The following is a 26955-nucleotide window of genomic DNA, read 5'->3' as shown; positions in this document are numbered from 1 at the left end:
TGCGCTCGCAACAGGAAAGGGCATCCTGTGCTTGCCTGCATTATACTCGTTCAGTTGGCTTGATAGAAGATCGCGTTTGTTACCAGCGATTAACTGTACTGGTTCATTGGATTGGCACTCAAGATCATGCCCTCACCCCCAGCCCCTCTCCCACTGAACGCGGGAGAGGGGAGCACCCATTTTGTACCCCACATTGCGCAGAACCATGGTGCCCAAGCCCCTCGCCCATCGGATGGGCGAGGGGTTGGGGTGAGGGAACTAGGTCGTGGTTAACCTCATGTACCAGTACAATTAACTGCCTGCGCCAGCGCTGGGTACTCCCAACCAACCGCAGCGAATGGTTGATGCAGCTGGAGCACCCGTTGTTGCACGCTAGCATTGCTGGGTGCATGCAATTGGGCTTCGGCCACAATGCGATAATATTCATAGCCAGTGATCGCTGCTCGCTGAACCAGTTGCTGCCATTCACGCTGGGCAGTTGCTTGATCGCCGTTTGCGTGGCTGATCAGTGCCGCCAAACATGCATAATCAAGGACAGCTTCGCCATTACCTGCTGGTGGCACGCTTTGGCTCAAGAGGTTGCGAGCCTGATCAGCACCTTCAGCGAGCAAACTCAACAGCAGCGTGTGGCGTTGCCAAGCCATGTGCAGGCCACTCGTATGTTGGGCATTTGCTAACGCCGCAAGCTGCTCAAGGCCCTGCCGCGCTGCGGCAAAATCGCCAGCTAAGAGCTGGCAGAGCACCGCCGTATCGAGGATTGCCCCGCGAAATAGTGGCTCGCCAGCAGCACCAAGTAGCTGCAAATTTTGGCTACTCATGTGTTGTGCTTGTTCAGTTTGGCCTAAAGCAATTAAAGTTATTGCCATTTGGTTGCGCGAATTAAACCAGCCTTGTTGATCATCAATCTGTTGCTTGAGCACGCAGGTTTGTTCGAGCGTTGCCAAGGCTTGCTGCGGCAGCCCTCGCATCAACTGAATAATGGCTTGGGTGTGTTGCATCCGCGCTTGAGCATACAGATCGCCAATTTGGCGCAAACCAGCTACGGCCTGATCAATCGTCGCTTCTGCTTGGTTTAAATCGCCTTTGGTGTAGTACAAATTGGCGAGATTGGCCAAGGCCCGCGGGCGCACCCGCTCCAAACGGCCAAGCTTGGTTTGGGCCAACACAGCCTGCCACGTTTGAATACTAGCCTCGATTTCCCCAGTATATTGCTGCACAATTGCCACCGTTCCACCAGCCCGCGCCCGAATTTCAGCAATCGTCATAAGCTGGCTGGAATCAAGTTGGTTGGCCAAAGCAATCGCTTGTGCGGCAGCTTCGCGGGCAGGGTCGAATTGCGATTGCAGCAATAGTGCCTTGCTGAGCGCCATCTGCAACAAGCCATGCAAGCGAATTTCCTCGCGATCAAGGCTGGTAATTGTTTGTTCGAGCAAGCTTTGGGCAGCAGCAGCCTGATTGAGATGAAGCATTGCGCCAGCCAAACGCCAAACCAAATCCGCGCGTTGGGTTGGCTGCCATGCCACGACCAACGCCTCGCGATAGATCGCCTCGGCGGCGCTGGCTTGGCTGGTGGCCATCAAAAACTCGCCATAGGTTTGGAGCCATTGCAATACGTAGGTTGGATGTTGCTGCTCAAGCGTTGGACGCATCGTCTGCAACATCAGCGCAGCAGCACTCGCCAAACCCCGATCAATCAAATGATCACGTTGTTGGTACAAACAATCCAAGGCGGCTGGAAAATCGGCGGCAGCGATAAAATGCTGGGCGGCGCGCATTGGATCAAGCTGGTGCAAGGCTGTGGCTAATTGACAGTGCAAGCCTTTGCGCCGCGCAGGTTGGCTGCGCAATTGGGCATACAAATAGTCTTGCACCAATGGCAAAACAGTTGCATGGCTCGGGGTATCAATCAATTGACGGCGGGTCAAATCGCTCAGCGCTTGTTGCCATTGATACGGCCCATCGACTGCAAAACTACACTCCATTGGCCATTCGGCGTGCAAATTCAATGGCTGGGCAGCAACCGCCAACAGCGTTAGCAAGCGTTCGCTGCTACTTGGCAATTGGCTCAGCAGCTGTTCAAGCACAAAACTGGCAATCTGTGGCTCATCAATTAGATGCAACAATCCAGCAGCGGCTGCACCACGATCGGTCAATAAGCCAATCGTTAAGCGCAATAACGCAGGATTTGCTTGGGTGCGTTCGATCACATGCTGGACTGCTTCAACGCCATAATGAGCAAGCAAAGCTTGGGCCTCGCTCGGCTCAAATCCATGCAAAGCCCAATAACTAAACCCTTGCAGATTGAATTGCTCACGGCTTAGAACCACGATATGGCTGCTGGTTTTTTGGGCCAGTTGCTCAAGAATCAGGCGCAGCTGTGGCTGATCGATCAGCAGTTGCGCATTATCGAAACAAAGCAGGGCGGGAATGTGCTGCAAGCCATGGATTAAGAGCGCTAGCTGGCGCTCGAAGCTCAAGCCAACCTCACCATCATTGGGTAGATACAGCAACGGTTCAACCTGATCAGCGCCGTGGCTTAGCAAAAACAGCGCTAATTGGCGCAGCACAATCTCGCTTGTAAGGTTAATTGTGGCGGTGAAACTAAACCAAAAGCAATGCTCGCCCCAACGTTGGGCTAGTTGGCTAACGATCACTGTTTTGCCAACCCCAGCTAGGCCATTAACCATCAAATAGCGCTCGCTGGCTAAACGTTGTTGGAGTTGGCTCGTGGCCTTGCGTTCGATCAAGCAAAGCGGCAACGGTGGTGGCAGCTCAAGCAAGCCAAGTTCGCTCTGCTGTTGCTCGATTTTTTTGCTCAGCGTGACATTTGCGCCAACCAAAACTTCGCCGCGGGCTGCTGCTGCAAGCTCCAACAAACGCGCCACACTGCTTGCATCATCATTGAGATCGAGGGCTGGCACTATTAATGCTACCACGCTAGTCAGGTCGGGTAAGCGTTGATTATTTTCCAAGCGCGAAATATGGGCCTCACTATAGCCCGTGGCAATTGCCAAATCGCGCTGAGTTAGCCGTGCTCTGCGCCGCAGAAAATGGAGCAGCGCACCGAACGTCGCAAACGAATCGAGCTTAACTGCTGGCATAAAAGCCTCCTCAATGGCGTGAAAAGTGGTCAAGTTACTAAATTGTCATTCATGGGGCATTGAGCATGAGGAGTACGTATTGCGAGGAGTTCTCGTTACCTGTTTCAATAAAGGGCAGCTACTTGGTAAGAATTGTCATATTTTGCAGCTTTGAGTTTGCTATGCTAGTGCGCAAACGAGCTTGAGCAGCTAGACCAAAGGAGTTGCCCAATGCGCCGAATTGTGCGCCGCACAGTAACCACGGTTACGACGATTACCACGACTATCACATGGCAAGAAACTGCTAGCGATCAACCAAATCATCAGCCACAAACCAGCCCTGAACAGCCGTCCGATGATCAGCAGAGCATTCAACCTGCAAGCAATCACGCAGATTCGTTTGGCACGCTTGATGCCGAGCCAGACCCAATTGGGTAATTCACAGCAAGGTCTAGTTTATCCAATGAGAAGCTAGACTTTATCGATGGAGAACATTCCATGAGCAATGATCAATATTCCAACCAACCACCAGTTGATCCCAATCAACAACCGTATCAACCATATAACCAAGCGCCGCCCAATCAGCAGCAACAACCCTATCAGCCGTATAATCAACCACCACCCGACCAACAACAACCGTATCAACCCTACCAGCCCTATACCCAAGGGCCAACAACCCAACCCCAAGGCCAATTTGTGGTGCCCAGCGGCGATCAATTGGTAAGTGGCTTTAAGGGATTATCGCAAGGGCGGCGTTTGGCAATTGGCGGTGGCCTCGTAGCCTGGATTAGCTATTTCTTGCCGTGGTATCACGTGCGCTCCACACTTGTTAATGTCAATGAAACAGTGAATGGTATAACTGATTTCTTGCCGTCGCTCGGCTTTCTATTGCTCAGTGCTATTCTCGTCAGCTTAATTGCACCACTTTTTGGCAAACATATTTATCCGCTTATCCAACGCACTATCAATATAACCTTCGGTAAAGCAGTCTTTATTGCCAATGCAGCAGTTTTGGTTATGGCCTTAATTGGCGGCTTGATCACAAAGCCAGATAATAGTGGCTTTGCAGAAATTGATGCTGGCTTCAGTTTTGGCTTCTACTTGGCAATCTTGGCCTTGGGTGCAGCCACAGCTGGCGGCTGGATGATGCAACAAAATCGCGAATAAGTATAGAATGAAGCATTAATGTTGCGCCCCAGCCTTGCTACAAATGCTTGGCTGGGGCATTTATTTAGCCAACTCAAGCATTGGTATGTTCAGCAAACCCAGCATGCTCTGCATTCGGCAAGCCTAAAAAGCCATTGATGGCGGCGGCTCTCCATGGCAGACCAAAATCGCGCAAGATCCGCAGGGGGAGATAATCCTCCCCTTTCTCCGTTGCAAAGGCTTTGTGGGCCATCCATCGCATGACCTGATCATGGAGATCCATGCGTTCAAGCGTTGGCACATAGCGGACTACGCCAAAGGCCAAGATTAACAAGGCGAGGTAATCATCATCCCACAGCGGTCTCATTTCGGCACGCAGGGATGCCAACCATGCGGCGGCAACTGGTGCACGCTCGGCAAACGATCGCGCATACAACACGCTGCCACAATCAAGCCAATAATGATTGGTCATCGGGACACGACGATAGGCTGCAATAAAGGCTGCGTCATGACCCAGAATTGTCTCAATGAACCATTGATAGCGAACGTCCGGCATTGACGTTGCCCAGCGGGCAAGCACCGAGGTTGCCGTGAAGCGAACAAGCGGGTCTGCTGCATGGGTTGCTGTCTCGTCCACCCATGCGAGCGCAGCAGGATGGCCACTGCACCATGCCAAATAGGGGTAGGCTGCGCGGAAGGTGGAACGTGATTCGGCATCCGCGTAGAGTTGAATGGATGACCAGTGCGTGCCATCCTTGGCTAAGCAACATGCCACAATCAGCAGGGTTATATGCACCAGATCCGGATCGGCATCATGGAGCCATGGCATGATGCTTGGCAACGCCGCCAGGGCTAATGGATAGACCAGTGCTTCCGCTTGATCCACATCCCACCCCTGATCGCTCGTAGCTTCATCAGATTCATCATCATTTTCCCATTCATCGTCATCATCATCAACAAGATGATCCCACACGTGATAACGATTGAGGGCGGGAATGGGCGGAACAATCCCTTCAAGAATCTCCTGCACCAAGACAAAAACATATGAGCGAGTACGACCCGAACTAGTTAAGAGGAGGTGCAGAAGATAGGGAAACGCGGCAATCGCTGCATCACTCACCCATTCTTGATGCACAATAGTGGTTGATAATGTCCAATGTGCTGCCTCCGCCACCGCCGGATCGGGACTGGTCAGGTTGCGCAGATGCGCTGGCGTATCGGTGGCATAGCCATAGGCATGGCCAATCAGGTGCCATGGAATGTTGTCAAGCTCATCACTCATATCTACCTCTCTTGATTGCTAAGAATATGCATCGATGATTATTGTAGCGCTTCATGCTAAGCTGTGCCGCAAAGCAAACCCTGTGCAGCAAAGGAACTGTATGCAATCGAAAATCTATGTGGCGTTACAATTTATCTGTTTGGGCTTGTTGGCTACCAGCACGCCGTTGCACAATGTACCAAACTTGTGGTTTATTGTGTTTGGGCTGGGCTTTGGCTTGGGCGTATGGGCCATGATCAGCATGCGGCTCAATAATTTATCGATTATGCCTGAATTGCTTGCGACCGCCCAATTAACCGTCCATGGTCCCTATCGCTGGATTCGCCACCCAATGTACACTGCCTTGGCGATCTGTAGCTTGGCCTGGGTGATGGTTGATCCTCGGCTTTGGCGCTGGTTGATTTTGGCAGTGTTAGTCGTCGATTTGTGGCTCAAGGCACGCTACGAGGAGCAATTGCTCACTCAGCGTTTTCCCAACTACACCGCCTATCAGCACCGCACCAAGCGCTTTATTCCTTGGCTGGTGTAGCCAACACAATCACATCGGGATAGCGCGGGTGAATTTTCAAGCTCAGATATTGATTGCGGCGTGGCGTTTGGGCAGTATCAAGATAGCGATAGAGCGTTACCTGGCGGCTAGGCTGATTATGCTGATTAATTTCAACCCGTAGTCGATATTCGCGTTCGGTTATTCGATTGGAAAAGCCGCGCGCGCGTTTATGTTTCCAGCCAGTTGGCGCGAAATCGACGATGCGGCCTTGCACCAGCAGCCCAATTTTTTCTGCTTCGCGATAGCGCGGCGGCTTGAGTGCCCAGCGCGTCGCCAAATAAATGCCTAGCCCAAAAGCCACACAGCCAAGCACCGTTACAACAATAAAGAAGGTTGGATACTTGCGGAGATCGATTAAAAAAATTGAGCCAATATTAACCACCAGATAGACCACTATCGAACCAAGTATCGCCAGCATTAAACGCCCAGCTGTTTTCGACGAACTCATAATTTGGCCTCACTTGTTGGAGAATGAAACTCAATGGTTGCGCTCGATCAATTACAACCCCTGACTGAACGAATTTTCTGGTTGCCTGCCGATAGCCGTACCGATCGCCCAATGTTGGGCTTGGTGGTTGGTGATCGTGAGTGTTTATTAATTGATGCAGGCAATTCGCCCGCCCACGTTGCATTATTACGCCAAGCGTTGCAAACCCAAGGCTTGCCACAACCAACCAGCCTCGCCATCACGCACTGGCATTGGGATCATGTGTTTGGTATGGCCACCCTCGACTTGCCAAGCTACGCCTCGCAGGAAACCGACCGCATTTTGCGCGTGTTGGCAACCCTCGATTGGAGCGAAACGGCATTGGATCAACGGGTTGAGACTGGCTTAGAAATCGCCTTTTGCCGCGATATGATCAAGGCCGAAATGCCCGAGCGCAGCCAGTTGCAGGTTGTGCCAGCAACCACCACCATCGCCCAGCAATTAACCCTTGATTTAGGTGCTTGTGTCGCCGAATTAATCGTGGTTGGTGGCGATCATGCCCACGATTCCATGATTGTGTTTGTTCCAAGCCAAGCAGTGGTATTTTTGGGCGATTGCATCTACGATGACCTCTATCATGGAGCAAGACGCTTAACCAGCAGCCAACTTTTCCCTTTGTTGGAGCGTTTATTGGCCTTGCCTGCAGAATATTATTGTGCAAGCCACCATGGCCAGCCGCTAACTCGGGCTGAATTCGAGGCCGAAGCCCAACTTTTGCGCCAAATTGGCACAATTGTGATGCAGTTTGGCCCTGAGCCTGAGCTAATTCTGGCCCAAATTAGCCAACAATTCAATAATCTATTAACCGAAGATCACCATGCAATAATGGCGGCATTTTTGGCAGGCTTGGCGCTGCCCGAAGTTGAGTCAATCTATTAAACAAAAAGCGTGCTGTAGCAAATACAGCACGCTCGGCATTAGGTTTGTTCAGATTTAACCTCATGGACATCGTTGAGCGAATAATCCAGTTGATCGATATGTGGTGGCTCTTTGGCTTTTTGAACGATGATGCTAGCTCGTTGCCACAATTTTGAAATTGCTTTGGCCAAACCAACCAAGCCTAACCCAGCAACAATCGCGATGATAATTGGCATTGTGCATTCTCCAGCCTGCAATTAAACAAACAGCGTACTGGTTTTTCCCAGTACGCTGTTGCGAGTTTATTGATCTTCGGCCTTAACCTCGCGGCCTTGATCCATCGAATAATTACCATGATCGATGTGGGGTGCTTCGCCAGCTTTTTGCACAACGACCCCAATTTTGAGCAGGAGCATAATCAAGCCACTAATCGTAATCAAGCCCAAAATAACGAAACAGCCAATCCAAAACAGTGACATACACAATCCTCCTATAGTATTCCGGTTAATTCGTGGTCTAAGCGGCAGAGCTCACCCACGCCTAGCCCGTCAATCCGACCAATAGTGCTTGACGAGCGATCCGAGCGGGTGTAGAATGCGCCTAGCTAACGTGCCGGATCAACGTTGATTGTGGTACGCTCCAATCATCCGTGCAGGTTGCACGGTTTTTTTGTTTGGAAAATATCAATGATTGTACCATCACCGCAAATCCGTGCAACGGTGCCTTTCCAAGTAGGCAACTTGGCTTTGACGATTCGTCCGGCCATGATGGATGATCTTGGGCCAATGCTGCAATTGCAAGCGCTCGCTTTTGCCGATAAATTTAACTCGGCTTTTGGCAAGCGCGGGGTGCAACGCGGCGTTGCGGCCTTACATCAATCGCATCAAATGCAAGGGCCAAGCAGCTTGCAGGGAATGTATGTCATGTTAGCTGGCAGCGAAATTGTAGGCACAATTACCTTGCGCACCATCGAGATGCGCCCAGATGATGTTGGCTTGGTTGAGCAAGCGTTTTTACGCGAGCTTGGTGCTTGGGGTGCGTTTCGCGCTGTCCACGCCCTTTCCCAAATCGACCATCGGATTGGGCGGGATGAAGGTTTTATTAGCGACGTTGCGGTTGCTGAACGCTATCGCCGCCGGGGGATAGCTCAAGCCATGATGCAGCATAGTATGACGATTGCGCGTGAGCTTGGCAAACGCAAACTCGGCTTATACGTTAGTGCCTCCAACAATAACGCTCGCGCTTTATACCGTAATTTAGGCTTTAGCGAGGGCCAGGTGCGCCGCTCATGGTGGAACGCCCTGTTTCTCGGTGAACGCCGCTGGATTTATATGTCGTATAATCTTAGAGAGACTTCCGCATAACCGAGGAGCCTCTTTTGATCAAAGGCGATCAATTAGAAAGGAACAAGTCAATGGCTGACTCTCATCGCAACGCATTCGAGAACGCTCAGCGTCAATTCGATCTCGCTGCTGAAAAGCTGAATCTCGACCAAAGCTTGCGTCGAGTTCTACGCGTCCCGCAACGTGAATTAAGCGTCAATTTCCCAGTCAAGATGGACAATGGTGAGATTCAAGTGTTCAGCGGCTATCGCGTGCAACACAACGTCTCCCGTGGCCCAGCTAAAGGCGGGATTCGCTATCACCCAGCAGTCGACATCGATGAAGTTCGCGCGCTCGCAATGTGGATGACGTGGAAATGTGCGCTGGTAAATATTCCCTATGGCGGCGCAAAAGGCGGGGTCATCGTCGACCCAACAAAATTATCCCAAAGTGAATTAGAACGGTTGACGCGGCGTTTTGCAACTGAAATTAGCATTTTGGTTGGCGCTGAAAAAGATATTCCAGCTCCCGATGTTGGAACCAACGGCCAAGTGATGGCTTGGTTTATGGATACGATTTCGATGCACCGTGGCTATACCGTGCCTGCCGTAATTACCGGCAAGCCAGTTGAAGTTGGCGGTTCGTTGGGTCGGGTCGAAGCTACTGGGCGCGGGGTCAGCATTGTGGCTCGCGAAGCCGCCAAACACCTTGGCTTGCGCATCGAAGGCGCAACCGTGGTAATTCAAGGCTTTGGCAACGTAGGTAGCGTTACCGCCGATATGATGCAGCGCATGGGCAGCAAAGTGATTGCAGTCAGCGATGTTTCTGGTGGCTACTACAACCGCAATGGCCTGAATATTCCCGAAATGATTGCCTACACCAAGCAAAACCGTTCGCTCGAAGGCTACCAAGCAGCTGGCATCGAACGAGTTAGCAATCAGCAAATTCTCGAACTTGAGTGCGATATTCTGGCTCCTTGTGCCTTGGAAAACCAAATTACCGAGGAAAACGCCGGACGCATCAACTGTAAATTGTTGGTCGAAGGCGCAAACGGCCCAACCACCCCCGAAGCTGATGATATTTTGTTCGAACGCGGCATTTTCGTCGTACCCGACATCTTAGCTAACGCTGGCGGTGTGACCGTTTCCTACTTCGAATGGGTCCAAGGCTTGCAAGAATTCTTCTGGACTGAAGAAGAAATTAACAACAAGCTTGAACGGATTATGCAACATAGCTTTGAATCGGTGTTGGCCCAAACGCTTAAACACAAAGTTTCAATGCGCATGGGCGGCTATATGGTTGCCGTGGCTCGCGTTGCCGAAGCAACTCAAATCCGTGGCATCTATCCATAATCAATGCTTACAAGCTCCTCGCTCATGCACATGGGCGAGGAGCATTTTAGTTAAAGGATGAAGGATGAAGTATGAGGGATGAATTCAGAAGTCAAAATTCAAAATTCAGAATGGAAGGCTATGGGCTATTGGCTTTGGGCTATAGCAATAATTAATCTGAATAATCTGTGCTCATCTGTGGCAAAAAATAATCATCATTCGTGAAATTCGTGCAATTCGTGGCTGCAAAAGCCTATAGCCTATAGCCTATAGCCAATCTCCCTTCGTGCTCTTCGTGGATCAATAATGAGAAGGAGACAACAATGACTTCACGGATCGAGATTCTCCAAGGCGATATTACGAAATTTACAGGCGCAGCAATCGTTAATGCTGCCAATGAATGGTTGCTTGCAGGCGGCGGCGTAGATGGCGCAATTCACCATGCTGCTGGCGACGAATTACAGGCCGAATGCGATCAATTAGGTGGTTGCGAAATAGGCCAGGCCAAAATCACCAAAGGCTATCGCTTGCCAGTCCGCGCCATCATCCACACGGTCGGGCCAGTTTGGAATGGTGGGAATAAGCAAGAAGCCGAATTATTGAGCGCCTGCTATCAAAATAGCCTTGAACTTGCCGCCAACCACCAACTCGAAACTATCGCCTTTCCCGCAATTAGCTGTGGCATTTATGGCTATCCAGTCGAATTAGCTGCGCCAATTGCCATTCAGACCGTTGTCAACTTCCTTACAACCCACAGCATCCCCGAAAAAGTCACCTTCATCTGCTTTGAATCGGCAATTTACCACGCCTACTGCACCGCGTGGGCTGCCTATCAAGCAAGTCACTAAGCAAATTTAACTGCATCCAAAAGCATATAAGCCATGGTACAGAGTTATAGGGTACAGCCAGATTACTCAACCCAAACAAGTACCAGACGTAGTACTAGGCTGCGGGATATGGACAGCTAGGAAGGTTTCGAAATAGCGTTCCCGTCATTCTTGTAGTACTGACCTAACCCAAACTGGGGCCAAAAATCCCTTGATTTATCAGCGTTTCTCATGCAAAATTAAAGCCTAATCTGTATCTAAATAGATGTGGAATAAATTTCAGCCAGAAAGACCTTTTGAGACTACGTTATAGCTTCTGACAAGCATGCCTTGGTGGCACAAGGGAAAGGACAAGCAAATGATCCTGTATCGACCTGTTGGGTTACAAGAATTAACGTTAATTGCACAAGCGGGCTATCGTTCATTCCCAGCACAATTGGCCGAGCCACCAATTGCCTATCCAATTCTCAACTTGGATTATGCGAGTCACATAGCCAAAGATATTAAAACCCGTGAGGTTGATGCTGGCTATGCAGGTTTTGTGGCCGAATTTGAAATTAGCGAGCAATATGCGCGCCAATTTGCGGTGAAATCGGTTGGCCTGCGCCGCCGCCATCGCGAGCTTTTAGTGCCAAGCGAAGAATTCCACAATTTCAATACCCGCATTCTTGGCCACATCAAAGTTGTTGCCGCATTCTATGGCAAACTTTTTCGCGGCATGGTCAACCCCACGACCGAGCTACCAACTTTTATCTCGCCTGTTTTATAACGAATAAGGCTCCTACCCAAATAGGTAGGAGTCTTGTTTTATTGATGAGCAGCATCCGCTGGCAATGTACTAAGGTATTGCTTAATCGCTTGATCGTTCTCAAAGGGAGGTAAAAACACTTGCAATGGCAAAATATACATTTGGCTAGGGGCTTGACCCTGTTTGTATTCAATTGCCGCCTGAATTGCCACAAACTTGCTTGGTAATTGTTCAAGCCCATATAGTTGCAAAGCAATAGCTTGGTTTTGTTGTGGCTGAATATCAATGCTCGAAACACTTGATGATGATGGCTTGTTCGCAGGAACAGGAACTGGTGAACCACTCCCATCATATATCTGTTGAGCCAAATGGAGCGTTGATGAAATTGGGTACTTGGAACTTTTGATTGGTGTATCAAACAATTGAATCATCTGCGTGCTTGTATTTGCTAAGGTAACACTAAAATGGTCTCGGAATTCTCCTCCTATCACATTAAGATAATCGGGTTTAAGTGGTGCTGGTGGCGAATCAATAATGATCAATTCCCAATCACCAATCGTGATTATGTGCTCTTGTTTATTTTCATCACGATAGCGCATTTGGCTAAATCGATAGGTTCCTGGTTCAAGTTCGTTGAGACTTACCTTCACTGTAGAATACCGATAGTCAGGTGAGGTTGGGGTGGGTGGCGAGTAGGTTGCACTGCGAACGGTTAAATCACCCTTATCACTCAACATAGTTAAGTTATTTATTTGGGTGTGTAACTCGTTTGTACGCCATGGGTCGCCTACCTCAATAAATGCTAGTTGCATTGGTACAAGATCATGGGTGCTCGCGGTAATCACCCCAACAAACTGGATTGCATAGCGCCCGGGTTTAGGCCAAGCCACGTCCGCCGTTTGCTGGCCACAACTGCTGAGCAAAACCAAAACCAACAACGCGATACACTGTAGCGATCGACCTAATCCGCGTTTGAAAAGCATCTTCACTCTCCGTAACATACATATCAATGCTTAGTATCGTACAACAATACGAACAATGCTGTTTCGTTGTTTCTCAAATAAGCTTACTTTGGCGATTGAATCAATCATTTACTCATGGAAAGCGCCAACTGGTAAGAAATCAAGGTATTTCAGCACTGCCCCATCATCAAGAAATGGCGGCGAGAAAACTTGGAGCGGCAAAATGAATTGTTGGCGCGGGTTTTGCGCTTGTTGATAGCTCAGCAGCGGTTGAATGACTAAAAACTCAGTTGGTAATTGCTCGATTCCATGCAGTTGAAAAAAAATGGTTTGGGTTTGTTGCGGTTGAAGCTCAATTGTTACGCTGGATAAAGGTTGAATCGGCTGCGGTGGAGCATCACCAAGCACTGGTTGCATCGCAGTAGCTCCATCTTGCGCCAAATGCAGGCTTGCAGAAAGCGGATAGGTCGAGCTGTTGATCGTGCTATCAAACAGCCGAATCGCTTGATCGGCTTGATTAATCAACTCAACTTCAAAGCGCTCTGGTTTGCCAACCGTCAGCACGCTATGGCTGCCCATTTTGAGCGGCGCAGTTGGCAAATCAAGGATGCTTAGCTCCCAATTACCAACGCTGAGTGTTTGCTCATGTTGCTGTTCATCAACATAGCGCACTTGGCTAAACCGATACATACCTGGCTCAAGCCCATCAAGCATCGCCAACACTGAGAAAAAGCGATAGTTAGTTGTGGCTGGCGATGGCGTAAGCGTGACTGATTGGGTGGATAATTCACCTTTATCACTCAACAAGGTTAATTGATTGAATTGGATTTCGCTGCTCCGGCGCGGTTCGCCAACATCAATAAATGCGAGCTGAATTGGCACAACGTCATGGGCTTTCGCGCTAATTAATCCAATAAATTGCACTGCATAGCGCCCAGATCTATACCAAGCAGTATTTGATACTTGGGTTGCACAACTGCTAAGTAAAACCAACAATCCTATACACCCAATGAATCGGCTCAATTCTCGTTTGAAAAACATAGCGCTCCCCTCAGCATAAGCTTCCGTTGTGACGATAATACTATAGCTTGGGGTTATTTACCTAACAAATGTATTTAGTTTTTTAATATATTACTTATAACGTTGTATCATGGTGCGCGCCTCGTCGCCAAAATACTAAGGCCAAACCACTCACCACGAGTACCAAGCCAAGCCCAAATTCATCAATCACATACGGCGTGACACTATTTTTGCTGGTTAGTGGATTAAAAACGGTTTGGATGAAAATATTATGGCTGGCATGCAACAGCACTGCGGGCCAAACACTGGCTGTTTTCATGCGCAGCCATGTCATCACAAAACTCAGGCCGATGACTAAACCGGTAAAACAGAGCAAGCCAAACCACAGCGGCGCACCTGCATTGTTGTATTCGACCAGCAAAATTGCTGGATAATGCCACATTGCCCAAATAATGCCGCTGATGGTTGCGGTTGCGGCGAATGAATAGCGTTTCAGCAACTCTGGCACCAAAAAACCACGCCAGCCCAGTTCTTCGCCAAAGGCGAGCAAGGCCGAGCGCAAAATTCCCACAGTTGCCGTTTCGCCAAGATAGGCCCAGAATGCGCCGATTGTCAGCGGCGTGGCTAAACCAACCTGCGTTGCCAAAGCTTGCAACGAAAAACTGCCAATGCCACTCAGCCAGACCACGCCATACACCAGCAAGCCATAACCCAACGGTAAGCCATAGCTCAACAATAAATCCTTGGCTGGTGCGATTTTCCAACCTAAGCCTTTTAAATTGCGTTCAAAGCATAATTGAGTGCTGATTGCGGCCAACGCTGGGCTAAAAATTACGCCTAAGCCAAACGCCGCTTGAGGATTTGGGCCAACTAAAAAAGCGTAGCATATTGTGGTCAACACGCTGGTTATGAGTAAAAATGTGATCAGTTTTGGGCCTGATTTGGCTGATTGGGCTGATTGCGAATGGTTCACAGCGCTGCTCCTACGTTCAAAAAATGCCTACGTTGAGCATAGGTGCCAGCTGTCATAAACCAATCACAAGTTTGTTGTAGAACTGTCGCAAAAGCCAAGCTGCCAACGCGAAGCAAAAAGCGCGTATGATAGGCGGCGTAGCATATGGCCAACCAACCATTGCTCCAATTGTGTTTGAACCTCGTGCGAAGGAGCATTGTATGAAAACGATTGGCCTGATCGGTGGGATGAGCTGGGAATCAAGTGTCAGCTATTATCAGGTGCTTAACAACGCAGTCAAGCAACGCTTTGGGGGCTTACACTCGGCCAAATGTGTGCTCTATTCGGTCGATTTTGCTGAAATTGCCGCCTTGCAAAAAGCCGATCAATGGGAAACCGCCGGTGAGATTTTGGCCCAAGCTGCCCGTAATTTGGTTGCTGCTGGTGCAGAATGTATTGTGCTTTGTACCAATACGATGCACTTAGTGGCGACGGCGATTGAGCAAGCAGTTGAAGTACCGTTTATTCATATCGTCGATCCAACTGCAGCGGCGATTCAAGCCCAACAATTGCGCACCATTGGCTTGCTTGGCACGCGCTTCACCATGGAACACGATTTTTATGCTGGGCGATTGCGCGAACGCTATGGTTTAGGGGTCGTTATACCAGGGCCTGAACAACGCGATGAAGTGCATCGGATTATTTTCGATGAATTGTGCCTTGGCAAAATCGAAGCTCGCTCAAAAGCTGCCTATTTGGCGATCATCAACGATTTGGTGGCCGCTGGCGCAGAAGGCATTATTTTGGGCTGTACGGAAATTGGCTTGTTGATTAACCAAGCTGATTGCGATGTGCCACTCTTCGATACAACGCTGTTGCATGGCCAAGCAGCAGTGGCATGGAGCTTAGAAAAATAGCACAAATTTTCCAAGGTTGTGACACTGATTGTCACAACCTTGAGCGATACTTAACCCCGATACGAGTATATGTAATAAGGGGTTGAGCTATGGCAACAATCATGACGGCGCAACGGCAGGAACGACGACATCTAACCACGGGAATACGGGTTGGTCGGGCGGTGATGCTCATGCCAGAATTGGTGGTGTTTCCAGCGCTCTGTGGCTTGTACTTTTTAACCAATCAAGCAGTTGGCGTAGCCTTACTCAGCGAATTGTTGATTGGCTTATTCGTTGCTCGCATCGCCTTAGTATGGTACGCAGGTCGCGCTTGGTCGCACGGTTCGTATGCCCAAGCAGAACGCTTGGTCTTGTGGTCGCTGCGGATTTATCCCGATTCAGCTGATGCTTGGTTGGCCATGGGTTCGATTCAATTGGCCCAAGGCGAAACCGAAGCCGCCATCAAAGCCATCGAACGGGCCGATCAATTGTATCCCTTCCATGCTCCAATTTATTTAGAAATGAGCCGGGCGCTGGCTGCCCACGGCGATTGGAACGAAGCCCGCCATTATGCCAGCATGGCCTTGGTGTTGGATGAGCAATTGGCCTTGAGCTATAGCCACAACGCCTTGTTGAGTTTGCATTTTGACGAAGCCAGCCAAACCACCAAACAATGGATCGAAGCAGGCTTGGCTTTGGCTCCGCATGTTGCTGCCAAAGCCAGCCTGTATGTTGCGCGCGCCGAATTGGCATTGTTGGCCAACGAGGAGCGCCAAGTTCAATTGGCCTTGGATCAAGCACAACTCTTATTGAATGGTTGTCCAATTCCGCAACAAGCAGAATTACTCTATCGCATCGGCCAACTGCAACGCGCAATGGGCCAGGTTGATGCAGCACGTGCTAGTTTTGAACGGATCGAACATTCCGACCGCGAAGGCGGCTATGTCCATGCTGCTTGGCGAGCCAAAGTTGAAACCAGCGTTATTTAAGTTGGCGCTGTTGATCAAAGCGGCGATAGGCCTCGGCTAGAAGTTCCACGGGATGACGGGTTTCCAAACCCGTCCCGTGGCTAATTTGCCAGCGACAAGTTTCGCTATCGCACAGCACGGTATCAGCAGCATGCGCGTTGGCCCACTCAAACAACGGCTTGCCTACATCCATCGCAATGCCATATTTTTCGGTTTTCAAGCCATAGGTTCCGGCGATGCCACAACAAGCAGCTTGGCTCCGATCAATCTGCAAACGAGGAATATGGGCCAAAATATCACGCGCTGGCAAGCCAATGCGATGAGCTTTTAATTGACATGGCGGATGGTAAGGCAACGTTTCTTCAATCGCCCCCAAGTTGCGATCAAATTCCCCTGCTTGATCAAGCAAACGCAAATATTCGAAAATATCATAGGTTTGTTCGGCCAGCAACTGAACTTCAGGATCATGCCAGCCCAGCAATTCGGGCGCTTCATCTTTAAGCGTCAACGTACAGCTGGTCGAGGTTCCCACCACCACATAGCCTTGGCGAATCCATGGCAACAGCGAACGGACATTGGCAGCATGATAGCGCCGCGCAGCCTTGAATTCGCCATTCGAAAGCATTGGCAAGCCACAACAGCCCTGATTGGCCAAAACCACCTCGCAGCCATTGCGGTTCAACACTTCGAGCGCAGCTTTGCCAACGTGTGGTTCGTAATAATTGGTTGAGCAGCCATGAAAATAGACGACTTTGCGCGAAATTGATGGCACAGCTGTTTGTTGTTGGGTTTGATTTTGCATCAAGCGGCGTTGTTCGAGCGGCACCAGCGCGGTACGGCTGAGCCACGAACGCAGGCCATATGTCCAACGCAAAGGCGTGGCGGCGCGGGGTAGATGTTTGCGCGCCCAACCACGCAAGGTATAGCCAGACCACTGTGGCAACGGTGCACGCCGATCGATCTTAAACAGCTTTTCGATCAACCAACGAATTGGCCGATTGGTCATTGTCCAGTTGGCAAGTGGTGCGAAAGGTGTACCAAGCATGCCCAGCAACTCCGAGCGCCCAAGCATACGATTACGCAAAGGCAAACCTTTTTCGCGTACCATCTGTGCTCGCGCACGGGCGTTGAGTTCGGCGATTGGCACGCCAGTAGGGCAAACCTCGTTACAAACCCGACAGCCAGAGCAATAATCGACCGAATGATCGGGCGAATGCTCAGCTTGATCGTGGCGGAAGCGCGCTGCTTGTGGGCCAACATATTTCGGACCAGGAAAGAGATCAGTAACGGCAGCCACCGGACATGCTGTGGTGCAGATATTACATTTAATACAAAAATCGAGCGATTGCTCCAAGCGGATTGATAATCGATCATCCATAACGAATAGCCTCAGTTGCGATTTAAAGCCTTGGAATGGCCTAAATCGCATTCTATAATAAAACGCTTATGTTTGTTTGTTGTCTTGACAAAGTACCAAATAGTTGCTAAAATCGGAGCCACTTACCAAGTAGGAGCTTCCAAATGAATCGTCCTTCGGCACTGACAGCTGATCTGAGTTTGATGCGAGAACTCAACCGCGCCCTGGTACTCCAGTTAATTCGGCGTGAAGGACGAATTTCGCGAGCCGATATTGCTAAGCATACCAAGTTAAGTCGTTCAACGGTTTCGAGCATCATCAACGATCTGATTGATGCCAGCCTCGTGACTGAAACTGGTATTGGAACCTCCAAAGGTGGCCGACGGCCAATCATCCTCGAATTCAATTATCAAGCTAATTATATTATTGGGCTTGATGTTTCGCGCAACGCCGTGAGCGCCGTTATCACCGATTTAAACGCCCGCATCTGTTCACGCCGCCAAATCTCCTTTAATGTCAATGATGGCCCCACAGTTGGCATGCCGCTGATCAAACAATTGATTAGCACAATGCTGACCGAATCGCCAGTTGGCCGAGGCCGCATTAGTGCGATTGGGGTTGGCGTGCCTGGCCCACTCGATTTTCGCAATGGTCGCACAATTGCGCCGCCAGTTATGCCTGGCTGGGATAACGTGCCGATTCGCGAAGAGTTAAGCCAAACCTTCCGCTTACCCGTATCAATTGATAACGATGCCAACTTGGCAGCCATGGCCGAATATCGCTGGGGCGCTGGCCAAGGTGCGCAAAACATGGTCTATTTATATATGAGTAGCGCTGGGATTGGCGCTGGCCTGATTATTGATAGTCATCTATTCCGTGGCTCGATTGGCAGCGCTGGCGAGGTTGGCCATACCACGCTCAGCGTCGAAAACGACGAATCATTTGGGCCAATCAATGCTGGCTCGCTTGAAGCCTTGGCATCACAAATTACGGTTTTACGGCTAGCGCGTGAGCAAAAGCTGATAAATGCCGATGATGATGTGCATGCCTTGGTGCGCAAAGCGGAGAGCAGTCCCGAAATTCAAGCTATTTTGCGGCGCACTGCCCACTATCTTGGGGTAGCAATCGCCAGTATCATTAATATATTCAACCCTGATCGGGTTGTCATTGGCGGGGTTATTCCGGAAACCTCACCATTATTAATCGAGACTATTCGGGCAACGGTTGCGCGCCGCGCATTATCGATTGCTGTGAATAATACCTCGATTGTGCCCGGCGCACTAGGCCGCAATGTCGCAGCCTTGGGAGCCGCAGCCCTTGCCACCGAGCGCTTATTTGCGCCGCCAGCCTTGGAACGGCCCGCCACCTTAGGCGTGCATTCCAACGAAGTTGGGTCGTTGGCAAGCTAACGATTGCCCTTGACGGATCGTGGCCAACGCCACGAGATCGTATTCACCTGTTCGCCCTAATCGGCACGGTACAGATTCCCTAATTTGGTACAAAGGAGTGTACAGCAATGAAGCGATTTATGAGCTTCCTGCTCGTCAGCGTGATGATGGTCGGCTTATTGGCAGCTTGTGGTAGCGCAACCCCAACCACTGCACCAACCACCGCTGCAGCGACCACCGCACCAACCACCGCTGCAGAAGCAACTGCCGCACCAACCGCCGCAACTACAGATGCAACCGCTGAAGCAACTGCTGAAGCAACCGCCGCTGCAACCACCGCCCCAACCACTGGTGGCATGGTAGCAACTGGCGATATTACCTTGTGGCACGCCTATAGCACCGGTGGCAGCGAAGATGCAACGTTAACCACGTTGATCGAAAATGCCAAGACTGCTTTCCCAGATGCAAACATCACCGTGTTGCAAGTGCCATTCGACCAAGTATTCAGCAAGTTTGAAAACGACGTTGCCACCGGCAGCGGCCCAGACTTGTTCTTAGCTCCAAACGATAGCTTGGGCGATTTGGCTCGCAAAAACTTGTTGGCCGACCTCGATGCCTACAAAGCAAACTTGACCAACATCGGCCCAGCTGGTGTTGCAGGCATGTCAGTTGATGGCAAGTTGTACGGGATTCCAGAATCATACAAAGCTGTAGCGTTGTACTACAACAAATCAACCATCGCAACCCCACCAGCAACCACCGATGAGTTGTTGCAAATGGTCAAAGATGGCAAGAAATTGGTCTTGAACCAAAGCGCTTACCACAACTTTGGCTTCTTCCAAGCCTTCGGTGCTAGCTTGTTCACCGCCGATAAAGCCTGTGGCTTGACCAACGGTGGCGGCGATGCATTCAAGTATTTGCAAGACCTCAAAGCTGCTGGCGCAACCTTCACCACCGATGGTCCTAGCGCAGATGCAGCCTTCAGCGAAGGCAAAGCAGACATGATCATCAACGGGCCATGGGTTTTGGCCGACTACCAAAAAGCTTTGGGCGAAAACTTGGCTGTAGCTCCAATGCCTGCTGGGCCAAAAGGTCCTGCTGGTCCATTGACTGGCGTTGACGGTTTCTATGTCAACATCAACAGCGAAAACGTTGAAGGTGCAGTTGCCTTGGCAATGTACTTGACCAACACCGAATCACAAAAACTGTACACCGAACAAGCTGGACACGTTCCAGCAGACATCAATGTTGTACCAACCGATGCGTTGGTCTTGGGCTTCAGCCAAGCCGCTTCAACCGGCTATGCTCGCCCACAAGACAAAGAACTTGGTAACTTCTGGACACCAGTTGGTGACGGGTTGACCAAGGCCCTTGACGGCGGCGAAGAAGCAACCAAGGCTATCACCGATGCCTGTGCTGCAATGGACCTCGCCAACGGTAAATAAGGCAAACATTGGCCCGTTCCATCCTTGTGATGGAACGGGCTGCGCCAAGGCTATGGTGGGCTTACCAAAGATAGTGCTGTAAACGATGCCGTAGTCTTGCACCCAGTTCCTCGCTCACGCGATACCAATCAATCCGACCCCGCCCCTGTCAGCAAAGGAGCACCGCCATGGCATCGGCAGAAAGTAGCGTCGAGCGTGCTAGTGATAGTGACCTTCCACGCCAATCGTGGTGGACACGCACCAGAACGTCGCGCACAGCGTATACCTATCTTTTTCCCGCTCTGATCGTGATGGCGATCATCACGTTCTATCCGATCGTCTATCAATTTTGGATGTCGCTGACCGATTTCGGCCCATCCAGCATTAACCCAAACGTTGCGAACTATAAAGCTCCCGAATATGTTGGCTTCCAAAACTATCGCTTGATTTTGCAAGATAAGTTGGCAACTGTTGATGCCGACTTGAATAGTTTTCGCTTCTGGCGCACCTTGGGCTTCAACATCTGGTGGACGTTCTCGAATGTGGTTTTTCACGTTTCACTGGGGATCGTCATCGCCGTCTTGTTGAACGTCGAGGGTTTGTGGTTTAAAAAGATCTATCGCGCAATTTATATTTTGCCGATGGTTTTGCCCCAGCTGGTTATTGCCACAATTTGGCGCAATATGTTCGATGCCAAAGAAGGTGCGGTCAATCTGTTTCTCAAGATCTTTCTTGGGCCAGCCTTTCCTGAGGCTGGGATCGATTGGCTACAACGAGTTGAACCAGTCGCCTTTGGCTTGCCACTCTCGTATTTTGCCATGCTGATTGCCAATATTTGGTTGGGCTGGCCGTTTATGACGATTGTGGCCACCGGTGCGCTGCAAAGTATCCCCAAAGAATTATATGAAGCAGCCTCGATCGACGGCGCAACTGGCTGGAATAAATTCTGGACGATTACGCTGCCCTTGCTGCGCCCCGCGATGGTTCCAGCAACCATCTTGGGGATTATCCAAACCTTCAATCTCTTCCACGTGATTTACTTCATCAGCGGCGGCGGCCCGCTCGGCCAAACCGAAATCTTGGTAACCCAAGCCTATAAGCTGATCAATGGTAACTCGCTGTTTGGCATTGGAGCAGCATTTAGCGTCTTTATCTTTATTATTCTTGGCTGTATCTCGGCAATTACTGCCCGGATTTCACGAGTAGCGGAGTCATATGATGGCTAATTCATCTATTGCACAACCGACCAGCCGCAAAGGCCTGTTTGCTCGTGGGCGCGGTGCTGGCCGTCAATTGGAATGGTGGCAACAACTGTTACTCCAAGTATTTTGCTTGGTCGTTGCAGTTTCGGTCTTGTTCCCCATTATGTGGATCGTCACACTTTCGTTCAAGGAAGCTGGTAGCCCGCGTTCAAGCAAGCTCGAAATTATTCCCTCGTCGATTTCGCTTAGCTCCTATCAGGCGGTAATTGATCAGCCACTTTCTAAAACTGCTGGCGATATTTCCTTCTGGAAGTTGATGGGCAATAGCTTTTTCTTGGCAGCTGGGGTTTCGTTCTTCTCGGTGATGATCGGGGTTGCAGCAGCCTATGCCTTCTCGCGCTTGAACTTTGTAGGCCGTAAGTTTCTATTCTTGAGCATTGGCTTTATTTTGCTCATGCCAGGGATTGCCACGCTTGCGCCATTGTTCGCGATGTTGGCCAAAATTCGCACTAGCCTTGAAGTGCTGCGCATTATCTATTTTGTGCTGGCAGGCTTAATTGTCGCAGGTTTAGCCTTGATGACTGTCTCGCGGATTCGCTCCGATGATTTCAGGGCAGGCTCAATCGCTGTGGTCTTTGGAGGCTTGGCGGTGGCTGGCTTGTTATTATGGGGTGGCCTCGGGATTGATATTCCCAAAAATGCCAAACCTTTTGACCTTGGCCGCTCGCTGTATGGCGTAGGCTTGGCAATGATCTCTGGCGCGTTGCCATTTGCGATCTGGAATCTCAAAGGCTATTTGGATACGATTCCCAAGGAATTGGAAGAAGCGGCGATTATTGACGGCGCTTCGCCAAACCAGATTTTCTTCCGCATCATTCTGCCGCTGGCAACTCCGGCGCTGGCTGTAACCGCCTTTCTTGGCTTTATGGCTGGCTGGACCGAATTTGCCTTGACGGCACGTTTTATCAACAAGGCCGAAAATTACACCTTGGCGATTGCCTTGCAAACCATGACCGGCCAATACACCACGGTTTCGTGGTCGAACTTCGCGGCGATGTCGATTATGATTTCGCTGCCAGTCTCGATTGTCTACTTGGCGCTGCAAAAATATATCGTTGGTGGCTTAACCTTGGGCGGGGTAAAAGGTTAATTCCTTCAGCGGGGCTTTTGGTATCGCAAACAAAAAAACCACTCCAATTGCTGGAGTGGTTTTTTTGTGCCAACCAATTGGCTTATTTGCCGAGGCTTTCGGCGACCAATTTGGCAATATCGGTGGGCAATTTGGCAACTTTCGCGCCAACTGCTTCCAAGGCTGCGATTTTTTCTTGGGCTGTGCCTTCGCCACCAGCGCCGATGATTGCGCCAGCGTGGCCCATGCGTTTGCCTGGAGGAGCCGATTGGCCAGCGATAAACGACACAACTGGCTTGGTGACATTTTCCTTGATGAAGGCTGCTGCATCTTGCTCAGCGTTACCACCAATTTCACCAATCAAAACGATGGCTTCGGTGGCTGGGTCAGCTTGGAACATTGCCAAAACATCGATGAAGTTGGTGCCGATGATTGGGTCGCCACCAATCCCAACGATTGAGGTTTGGCCAAGACCGATGCGGGTCAAGGCATCAACTGCTTCGTAGGTCAACGTACCCGATTTTGAAACCACGCCGACTGGGCCGGGCTTGGCGATTGAGCCAGGGATAATCCCCAATTTGGCTTCGCCAGGAGTGAGCAAACCTGGGCAGTTTGGCCCGATCAAGCGTGAGCCTTTGAGCTTCACAAACTCATAGGTTGCCACCATATCAAGGGCTGGCACGCCTTCGGTGATACAGACAATCAAGGGAATGCCAGCATCGGCGGCTTCGCGCACAGCGTCGGGAGCAAAGGCGGCAGGCACATAAATAACGGTTGCGTTTGCGCCAGTTTCCTTAACAGCTTCTTTGACGGTGTTGAAAACGGGTACGCGGCCATCAACGGCTTTTTGGCCGCCGCGACCAGGCGTAACCCCACCGACCAAATTTGTGCCATATTCCAGCATTTGGCGCGAATGAAACTCACCTTCGCGGCCTGTAATCCCCTGCACAATCAGGCGGGTATTTTTATCAGCCAAAATACTCAATGGAAATGTCCTCCTTGACAAATGCAAGGATGAGGGAGGAATTATGAAGGATGAAATGTTGGCAATCAAGCAGTTTCATCCTTCAACCCTCATCCTTCATCCTTATGAAATACGGTATTCATGTTTCAATAATTCGAGGTCGGCTTCGACCATCATGGTCACCAGTTGCTCGAAGGGTGTTTCTGGTTGCCAGCCCAAGACGCGTTTGGCCTTAGCTGGGTCGCCAATCAACAAATCGACTTCGGCAGGTCGCATAAAGCGTTCGTCCAATTTCACATAGTCGGCGTAATTCAAGCCAACATGGCCAAAGGCGATTTCGCAGAAGCGGCGCACCGAGTGGGTTTCGCCAGTTGAAACCACAAAATCATCAGGCTGATCTTGTTGCAACATCAAATACATGGCTTTGACGTAATCGCCAGCAAAGCCCCAATCGCGCTGAGCTTCGAGGTTGCCCAAGCGTAATTCGTTGGCTAAGCCAAGCTTAATCCGGGCCACTGCATCGGTAATTTTGCGGGTCACAAACTCGCGGCCACGGCGGGGGCTTTCGTGATTGAACAAAATGCCTGAGCAAGCAAACATATTGTAGCTTTCACGATAGTTGACGGTGATCCAGTGGCCATAGACCTTGGCCACCCCATACGGTGAGCGTGGGTAGAAGGGCGTGTTTTCGGTTTGTGGCACTTCAACAACTTTGCCAAACATCTCCGACGAGCTAGCTTGATAAAAGCGAATCGACGGATCGACCGTTCGCACTGCATCGAGAATGCGGGTTACGCCCAAGGCGGTAGCTTCGCCAGTAAAAACTGGTTGCGACCACGAAGTTTGGACAAAGCTTTGGGCTGCTAAGTTATAAACCTCGGAAGGTCGATAGGTTTGCAGCAAGTTAATTAACGAAACTTCATCGAGCAAATCGCCCGTGACCAGTTCGATATCATCTTGAATATGTTTGATGCGTTCGAAATTAACTGTGCTCGAACGGCGTACCATGCCAACGACACGATAGCCTTGGGCGAGCAAATGCTCAGCTAAATACGAACCATCTTGGCCGGTAATCCCGGTCACCACTGCGACTTTCTTGGTCATGCTATCCTCATTCGATCTAGGCTAGGTTAATCTCGGCCTAGCATATATCGATATGGTGGCGGCGACTGCTAAGTTGCTTAGCAATCACCATGGCGAATGTGCAGTATGATCAAGCCGAATCTGCGTAGGAGTATTGCTCAATGCCAGAATCTTTTGGCCAGCGTTTAGGCCGTTTACGGGCCTTGCATGGCTGGACACAACAGGCCCTCGCTGATCGCTTGGCGCTTTCGCGGGTGGCGATCTCCCACTTTGAAATGGGTTTGGCCACGCCATCGGAACGCACAGTTATTTTGCTCGCAGGGTTGTTTCGGCTCGAACCGCATGAGTTGGTTGCCAATACGTTTTACCCTGAGGGCAAAAGCCTACGCTTGCCGAGTGTTGCGCCGCGCTACAGCGAAGTTGAGCATCAGCTCGCCTTGTGTGCCCGTGATTTGGCATGGTGCGAACGCTTGCCAAGCGCCAGAGCCGAAACCCTGCTGCATTGGCAAACCAGCTTAGAACAACTCCAGCGCAGTTGTGTTGATCTGCACGAGCGCCAGCTGATTCGGGCGATGTTAGCCCAACTCTGCTAACTTATTGTTTGGCAATATCGACAGCTTTTTGAGCAGCGTCGGCCAAGGTTGAAGCAGGCGTTAAGCTTGCATCAGCCAAGATCCGTTGGCCTTCTTCTTCGTTGGTGCCAACCAAACGCACGACCATTGGTACTTGGCGTTTGATGATTTTTTGGGCTTCGACAATCCCTTTGGCCACTTCATCGCAGCGGGTAATCCCACCAAAGATATTGACCATGACGACTTTAACATTTGGGTCGTCGAGAATAATATCGAGCGCTGCTGCCACTTTTTGCGCATTCGCACCGCCACCAATGTCAAGGAAGTTGGCTGGTTCGCCGCCGAAGAGGTTTACCACGTCCATGGTTGCCATTGCCAAGCCAGCGCCATTGACCATACAGCCAATATTGCCATCGAGCTTGATAAAGGTCAGGCCATTTTCGCGGGCCTTGATTTCTGATTCTGGTTCGCCAGCAATGTCGCGCATGCCTGCAACTTCAGTGTGGCGGAACAAACCGCTGTCATCAAGCACAATCTTCGAGTCGAGGGCTTGCAATTGGCCATTGGGCAACACCACCAAGGGGTTGATTTCAGCCAATTCAGCATCATTTTCGACAAATGCGCGATACAAGCCGGTGGCAATGCTTGAGAATTGGCGCGCTTGCTTGGCATCGGTTAAGCCAATGCTATAGGCCAATTCTTGGGCTTGGTAGGGTTGCAGGCCCAATAACGGGTCGGCTGCAAGTTTGATAATTGCATCAGGATTGGTTTTGGCGACTTCTTCAATTTCAACGCCACCCTCTGATGAGGCAATCAGCACAACCCGCTTGGTCGCCCGATCCAAAATCACCCCAAGGTAAATTTCTTTTTCAAAGGTGATCGCTTCGGCAACCAACACTTTTTCAACCGTCAGGCCTTTGATGTCCATGCCCAAGATTGCTTTGCCAGCATCGAAGGCTTCAGCTGGCGTGTTGGCCAACTTGATCCCGCCAGCTTTACCCCGACCGCCAACATGCACTTGCGCCTTAACCGCCACTGGGCCGCCAATTTGCTCGGCAACTTTTTGAACTTCTTCCGCCGTCGCAGCAACGCCGCCGCCTGTAACTGGAATGCCATAACGAGCCACGATGTCACGGGCTTGATATTCGTGGAGCTTCATTGCACCTCCGCACGAGTAAATGCATTAATCAAGATGGCTAAACAAAGCTATTTAGCCCCTCGGCATGGTAGCAGGCTCACCAAGAGAAGTCAAAGATAAGGATGAGGGATGAGGGATGAAGGATGAAGGATGAAGGATGAGAACAGAGAGCATAGAGCATAGAACATAGCAGGAGGGATGAAGGATGAGGGATGAGGGATGAAGGATGAGAACATAGAACATAGGAGTAGGGGTCAGGGGTCAGGGGT

The 26955-nt window shown here is 50.4% G+C and carries 27 protein-coding genes; 15 read left to right on the top strand and 12 right to left on the bottom strand.

Going from position 1 to position 26955, the window contains the following annotated elements:
* Nucleotides 1-275: 275 nt before the first annotated feature.
* Complete coding sequence (locus C5S61_RS13535; protein WP_110515579.1) at nt 276-3101, bottom strand: helix-turn-helix domain-containing protein; 2826 nt, start codon at nt 3099-3101, stop codon at nt 276-278.
* A 210-nt stretch (nt 3102-3311) separates the two neighbouring features.
* On the opposite strand from C5S61_RS13535, the gene C5S61_RS13530 reads away from it, so the two are divergent.
* Together C5S61_RS13530 and C5S61_RS13525 are read left to right on the top strand one after the other, a co-directional pair.
* Nucleotides 3312-3518, top strand: a complete 207-nt coding sequence (locus C5S61_RS13530) for a hypothetical protein (protein WP_110515578.1) — start codon at nt 3312-3314, stop codon at nt 3516-3518.
* Nucleotides 3519-3578: 60 nt separating this feature from the next.
* Nucleotides 3579-4247, top strand: coding sequence for a hypothetical protein (locus C5S61_RS13525; RefSeq protein ID WP_110515577.1), 669 nt, complete (start codon nt 3579-3581; stop codon nt 4245-4247).
* Nucleotides 4248-4320: 73 nt separating this feature from the next.
* Here C5S61_RS13525 and C5S61_RS13520 read toward each other — a convergent pair whose 3' ends face one another.
* Entirely contained in the window at nt 4321-5508 is a 1188-nt protein-coding gene (locus tag C5S61_RS13520; protein ID WP_110515576.1) for a hypothetical protein, read from the bottom strand.
* A 100-nt stretch (nt 5509-5608) separates the two neighbouring features.
* Here C5S61_RS13520 and C5S61_RS13515 point away from each other — a divergent pair, with 100 nt between their 5' ends.
* Entirely contained in the window at nt 5609-6037 is a 429-nt protein-coding gene (locus C5S61_RS13515) for a methyltransferase family protein (RefSeq protein WP_164689456.1), read from the top strand.
* On the opposite strand, the gene C5S61_RS13510 is transcribed toward C5S61_RS13515, so the two are convergent.
* A complete protein-coding gene (locus C5S61_RS13510) occupies nt 6018-6506 on the bottom strand; it encodes a hypothetical protein (protein ID WP_110515574.1) in 489 nt (162 codons plus the stop codon). The two genes, C5S61_RS13515 and C5S61_RS13510, sit on opposite strands and share 20 nt — an antisense overlap.
* Nucleotides 6507-6539: 33 nt before the next feature.
* On the opposite strand from C5S61_RS13510, the gene C5S61_RS13505 reads away from it, so the two are divergent.
* Nucleotides 6540-7424 carry an MBL fold metallo-hydrolase gene (locus C5S61_RS13505; RefSeq protein ID WP_110515573.1) on the top strand — a complete coding sequence of 295 codons (885 nt, stop codon included), beginning with the start codon at nt 6540-6542 and terminating at the stop codon, nt 7422-7424.
* A gap of 38 nt (nt 7425-7462) precedes the next feature.
* Here C5S61_RS13505 and C5S61_RS26875 read toward each other — a convergent pair whose 3' ends face one another.
* Both C5S61_RS26875 and C5S61_RS26870 read right to left on the bottom strand, forming a co-directional pair.
* Complete coding sequence (locus C5S61_RS26875) at nt 7463-7639, bottom strand: hypothetical protein (protein WP_164689454.1); 177 nt, start codon at nt 7637-7639, stop codon at nt 7463-7465.
* A 66-nt stretch (nt 7640-7705) separates the two neighbouring features.
* Nucleotides 7706-7882 carry a hypothetical protein gene (locus C5S61_RS26870; RefSeq protein ID WP_164689452.1) on the bottom strand — a complete coding sequence of 59 codons (177 nt, stop codon included), beginning with the start codon at nt 7880-7882 and terminating at the stop codon, nt 7706-7708.
* A gap of 207 nt (nt 7883-8089) precedes the next feature.
* Here C5S61_RS26870 and C5S61_RS13500 point away from each other — a divergent pair, with 207 nt between their 5' ends.
* The 4 genes from C5S61_RS13500 (at nt 8090) to C5S61_RS13485 (ending at nt 11652) form a co-directional block, all read left to right on the top strand.
* Complete coding sequence (locus tag C5S61_RS13500; RefSeq protein WP_110515572.1) at nt 8090-8767, top strand: GNAT family N-acetyltransferase; 678 nt, start codon at nt 8090-8092, stop codon at nt 8765-8767.
* A gap of 50 nt (nt 8768-8817) precedes the next feature.
* Nucleotides 8818-10077 (top strand): Glu/Leu/Phe/Val family dehydrogenase, encoded by a 1260-nt coding sequence (locus C5S61_RS13495; RefSeq protein WP_054534845.1) that lies wholly within the window; start codon nt 8818-8820, stop codon nt 10075-10077.
* Between the two features lie 302 nt (nt 10078-10379).
* Nucleotides 10380-10904: an O-acetyl-ADP-ribose deacetylase gene (locus C5S61_RS13490; protein WP_110515571.1), complete on the top strand. Its 525-nt coding sequence runs from the start codon at nt 10380-10382 to the stop codon at nt 10902-10904.
* A gap of 337 nt (nt 10905-11241) precedes the next feature.
* Nucleotides 11242-11652 (top strand): ADP-ribosylation/crystallin J1, encoded by a 411-nt coding sequence (locus tag C5S61_RS13485; protein WP_110515570.1) that lies wholly within the window; start codon nt 11242-11244, stop codon nt 11650-11652.
* Nucleotides 11653-11690: 38 nt separating this feature from the next.
* Here the strand turns inward: C5S61_RS13485 and C5S61_RS13480 are convergent, their stop codons facing one another.
* From C5S61_RS13480 to C5S61_RS13470, 3 genes are all read right to left on the bottom strand, one after another.
* Nucleotides 11691-12443, bottom strand: a complete 753-nt coding sequence (locus C5S61_RS13480; RefSeq protein ID WP_124033428.1) for a hypothetical protein — start codon at nt 12441-12443, stop codon at nt 11691-11693.
* 279 nt (nt 12444-12722) lie between these two features.
* Nucleotides 12723-13634 (bottom strand): hypothetical protein, encoded by a 912-nt coding sequence (locus C5S61_RS13475; protein WP_110515568.1) that lies wholly within the window; start codon nt 13632-13634, stop codon nt 12723-12725.
* Nucleotides 13635-13728: 94 nt separating this feature from the next.
* Complete coding sequence (locus C5S61_RS13470; RefSeq protein WP_110515567.1) at nt 13729-14586, bottom strand: CPBP family intramembrane glutamic endopeptidase; 858 nt, start codon at nt 14584-14586, stop codon at nt 13729-13731.
* A gap of 200 nt (nt 14587-14786) precedes the next feature.
* On the opposite strand from C5S61_RS13470, the gene C5S61_RS13465 reads away from it, so the two are divergent.
* Nucleotides 14787-15482 (top strand): aspartate/glutamate racemase family protein, encoded by a 696-nt coding sequence (locus tag C5S61_RS13465; protein WP_110515566.1) that lies wholly within the window; start codon nt 14787-14789, stop codon nt 15480-15482.
* Nucleotides 15483-15571: 89 nt separating this feature from the next.
* On the top strand, nt 15572-16450 hold the full coding sequence (locus tag C5S61_RS13460) for a tetratricopeptide repeat protein (protein ID WP_110515565.1): 879 nt from the start codon (nt 15572-15574) through the stop codon (nt 16448-16450).
* On the opposite strand, the gene C5S61_RS13455 is transcribed toward C5S61_RS13460, so the two are convergent.
* Complete coding sequence (locus tag C5S61_RS13455; protein ID WP_110515564.1) at nt 16443-17807, bottom strand: anaerobic glycerol-3-phosphate dehydrogenase subunit C; 1365 nt, start codon at nt 17805-17807, stop codon at nt 16443-16445. The two genes, C5S61_RS13460 and C5S61_RS13455, sit on opposite strands and share 8 nt — an antisense overlap.
* Before the next feature lie 143 nt (nt 17808-17950).
* On the opposite strand from C5S61_RS13455, the gene C5S61_RS13450 reads away from it, so the two are divergent.
* From C5S61_RS13450 to C5S61_RS13435, 4 genes are all read left to right on the top strand, one after another.
* Complete coding sequence (locus C5S61_RS13450; RefSeq protein ID WP_054534856.1) at nt 17951-19195, top strand: ROK family transcriptional regulator; 1245 nt, start codon at nt 17951-17953, stop codon at nt 19193-19195.
* Between the two features lie 107 nt (nt 19196-19302).
* Nucleotides 19303-20619 carry an extracellular solute-binding protein gene (locus C5S61_RS13445; protein WP_110515563.1) on the top strand — a complete coding sequence of 439 codons (1317 nt, stop codon included), beginning with the start codon at nt 19303-19305 and terminating at the stop codon, nt 20617-20619.
* A gap of 167 nt (nt 20620-20786) precedes the next feature.
* Nucleotides 20787-21824: a carbohydrate ABC transporter permease gene (locus tag C5S61_RS13440; protein WP_110515562.1), complete on the top strand. Its 1038-nt coding sequence runs from the start codon at nt 20787-20789 to the stop codon at nt 21822-21824.
* Nucleotides 21817-22950 (top strand): ABC transporter permease subunit, encoded by a 1134-nt coding sequence (locus tag C5S61_RS13435; RefSeq protein WP_110515561.1) that lies wholly within the window; start codon nt 21817-21819, stop codon nt 22948-22950. The genes C5S61_RS13440 and C5S61_RS13435 overlap by 8 nt, the downstream gene beginning before the upstream one ends.
* An 82-nt stretch (nt 22951-23032) precedes the next feature.
* Here C5S61_RS13435 and sucD read toward each other — a convergent pair whose 3' ends face one another.
* Together sucD and gmd are read right to left on the bottom strand one after the other, a co-directional pair.
* The gene (gene sucD / locus C5S61_RS13430) at nt 23033-23914 is read right to left on the bottom strand and encodes a succinate--CoA ligase subunit alpha (protein ID WP_054534859.1); all 882 of its coding nucleotides are present in this window, start codon (nt 23912-23914) and stop codon (nt 23033-23035) included.
* A gap of 102 nt (nt 23915-24016) precedes the next feature.
* Nucleotides 24017-24997 (bottom strand): GDP-mannose 4,6-dehydratase, encoded by a 981-nt coding sequence (gene gmd, locus C5S61_RS13425; RefSeq protein WP_110515560.1) that lies wholly within the window; start codon nt 24995-24997, stop codon nt 24017-24019.
* A 140-nt stretch (nt 24998-25137) separates the two neighbouring features.
* On the opposite strand from gmd, the gene C5S61_RS13420 reads away from it, so the two are divergent.
* Nucleotides 25138-25569 (top strand): helix-turn-helix transcriptional regulator, encoded by a 432-nt coding sequence (locus tag C5S61_RS13420; protein WP_110515559.1) that lies wholly within the window; start codon nt 25138-25140, stop codon nt 25567-25569.
* Between the two features lies 1 nt (nt 25570).
* Here C5S61_RS13420 and sucC read toward each other — a convergent pair whose 3' ends face one another.
* Nucleotides 25571-26707 (bottom strand): ADP-forming succinate--CoA ligase subunit beta, encoded by a 1137-nt coding sequence (sucC, locus tag C5S61_RS13415; RefSeq protein ID WP_110515558.1) that lies wholly within the window; start codon nt 26705-26707, stop codon nt 25571-25573.
* Nucleotides 26708-26955 lie beyond the last annotated feature (248 nt).

The sequence above is a fragment of the Herpetosiphon llansteffanensis genome (assembly GCF_003205875.1).
In the GTDB taxonomy this organism is placed as follows: domain Bacteria; phylum Chloroflexota; class Chloroflexia; order Chloroflexales; family Herpetosiphonaceae; genus Herpetosiphon; species Herpetosiphon llansteffanensis.
Note: the sequence above shows the minus strand (reverse complement) of the source record. Positions and strands in the feature narration are given on the sequence as shown.

What these genes read in the sequence shown, in the direction of transcription:
- C5S61_RS13535 (WP_110515579.1), bottom strand. Translation starts at nt 3,101, where the DNA reads ATGCCAGCAGTTAAGCTCGATTCGTTTGCGACGTTCGGTGCGCTGCTC.
- C5S61_RS13530 (WP_110515578.1), top strand. Translation starts at nt 3,312, where the DNA reads ATGCGCCGAATTGTGCGCCGCACAGTAACCACGGTTACGACGATTACC.
- C5S61_RS13525 (WP_110515577.1), top strand. Translation starts at nt 3,579, where the DNA reads ATGAGCAATGATCAATATTCCAACCAACCACCAGTTGATCCCAATCAA.
- C5S61_RS13520 (WP_110515576.1), bottom strand. Translation starts at nt 5,508, where the DNA reads ATGAGTGATGAGCTTGACAACATTCCATGGCACCTGATTGGCCATGCC.
- C5S61_RS13515 (WP_164689456.1), top strand. Translation starts at nt 5,609, where the DNA reads ATGCAATCGAAAATCTATGTGGCGTTACAATTTATCTGTTTGGGCTTG.
- C5S61_RS13510 (WP_110515574.1), bottom strand. Translation starts at nt 6,506, where the DNA reads ATGAGTTCGTCGAAAACAGCTGGGCGTTTAATGCTGGCGATACTTGGT.
- C5S61_RS13505 (WP_110515573.1), top strand. Translation starts at nt 6,540, where the DNA reads ATGGTTGCGCTCGATCAATTACAACCCCTGACTGAACGAATTTTCTGG.
- C5S61_RS26875 (WP_164689454.1), bottom strand. Translation starts at nt 7,639, where the DNA reads ATGCCAATTATCATCGCGATTGTTGCTGGGTTAGGCTTGGTTGGTTTG.
- C5S61_RS26870 (WP_164689452.1), bottom strand. Translation starts at nt 7,882, where the DNA reads ATGTCACTGTTTTGGATTGGCTGTTTCGTTATTTTGGGCTTGATTACG.
- C5S61_RS13500 (WP_110515572.1), top strand. Translation starts at nt 8,090, where the DNA reads ATGATTGTACCATCACCGCAAATCCGTGCAACGGTGCCTTTCCAAGTA.
- C5S61_RS13495 (WP_054534845.1), top strand. Translation starts at nt 8,818, where the DNA reads ATGGCTGACTCTCATCGCAACGCATTCGAGAACGCTCAGCGTCAATTC.
- C5S61_RS13490 (WP_110515571.1), top strand. Translation starts at nt 10,380, where the DNA reads ATGACTTCACGGATCGAGATTCTCCAAGGCGATATTACGAAATTTACA.
- C5S61_RS13485 (WP_110515570.1), top strand. Translation starts at nt 11,242, where the DNA reads ATGATCCTGTATCGACCTGTTGGGTTACAAGAATTAACGTTAATTGCA.
- C5S61_RS13480 (WP_124033428.1), bottom strand. Translation starts at nt 12,443, where the DNA reads ATGCAACTAGCATTTATTGAGGTAGGCGACCCATGGCGTACAAACGAG.
- C5S61_RS13475 (WP_110515568.1), bottom strand. Translation starts at nt 13,634, where the DNA reads ATGTTTTTCAAACGAGAATTGAGCCGATTCATTGGGTGTATAGGATTG.
- C5S61_RS13465 (WP_110515566.1), top strand. Translation starts at nt 14,787, where the DNA reads ATGAAAACGATTGGCCTGATCGGTGGGATGAGCTGGGAATCAAGTGTC.
- C5S61_RS13460 (WP_110515565.1), top strand. Translation starts at nt 15,572, where the DNA reads ATGGCAACAATCATGACGGCGCAACGGCAGGAACGACGACATCTAACC.
- C5S61_RS13455 (WP_110515564.1), bottom strand. Translation starts at nt 17,807, where the DNA reads ATGGATGATCGATTATCAATCCGCTTGGAGCAATCGCTCGATTTTTGT.
- C5S61_RS13450 (WP_054534856.1), top strand. Translation starts at nt 17,951, where the DNA reads ATGAATCGTCCTTCGGCACTGACAGCTGATCTGAGTTTGATGCGAGAA.
- C5S61_RS13445 (WP_110515563.1), top strand. Translation starts at nt 19,303, where the DNA reads ATGAAGCGATTTATGAGCTTCCTGCTCGTCAGCGTGATGATGGTCGGC.
- C5S61_RS13440 (WP_110515562.1), top strand. Translation starts at nt 20,787, where the DNA reads ATGGCATCGGCAGAAAGTAGCGTCGAGCGTGCTAGTGATAGTGACCTT.
- C5S61_RS13435 (WP_110515561.1), top strand. Translation starts at nt 21,817, where the DNA reads ATGGCTAATTCATCTATTGCACAACCGACCAGCCGCAAAGGCCTGTTT.
- gmd (WP_110515560.1), bottom strand. Translation starts at nt 24,997, where the DNA reads ATGACCAAGAAAGTCGCAGTGGTGACCGGGATTACCGGCCAAGATGGT.
- C5S61_RS13420 (WP_110515559.1), top strand. Translation starts at nt 25,138, where the DNA reads ATGCCAGAATCTTTTGGCCAGCGTTTAGGCCGTTTACGGGCCTTGCAT.
- sucC (WP_110515558.1), bottom strand. Translation starts at nt 26,707, where the DNA reads ATGAAGCTCCACGAATATCAAGCCCGTGACATCGTGGCTCGTTATGGC.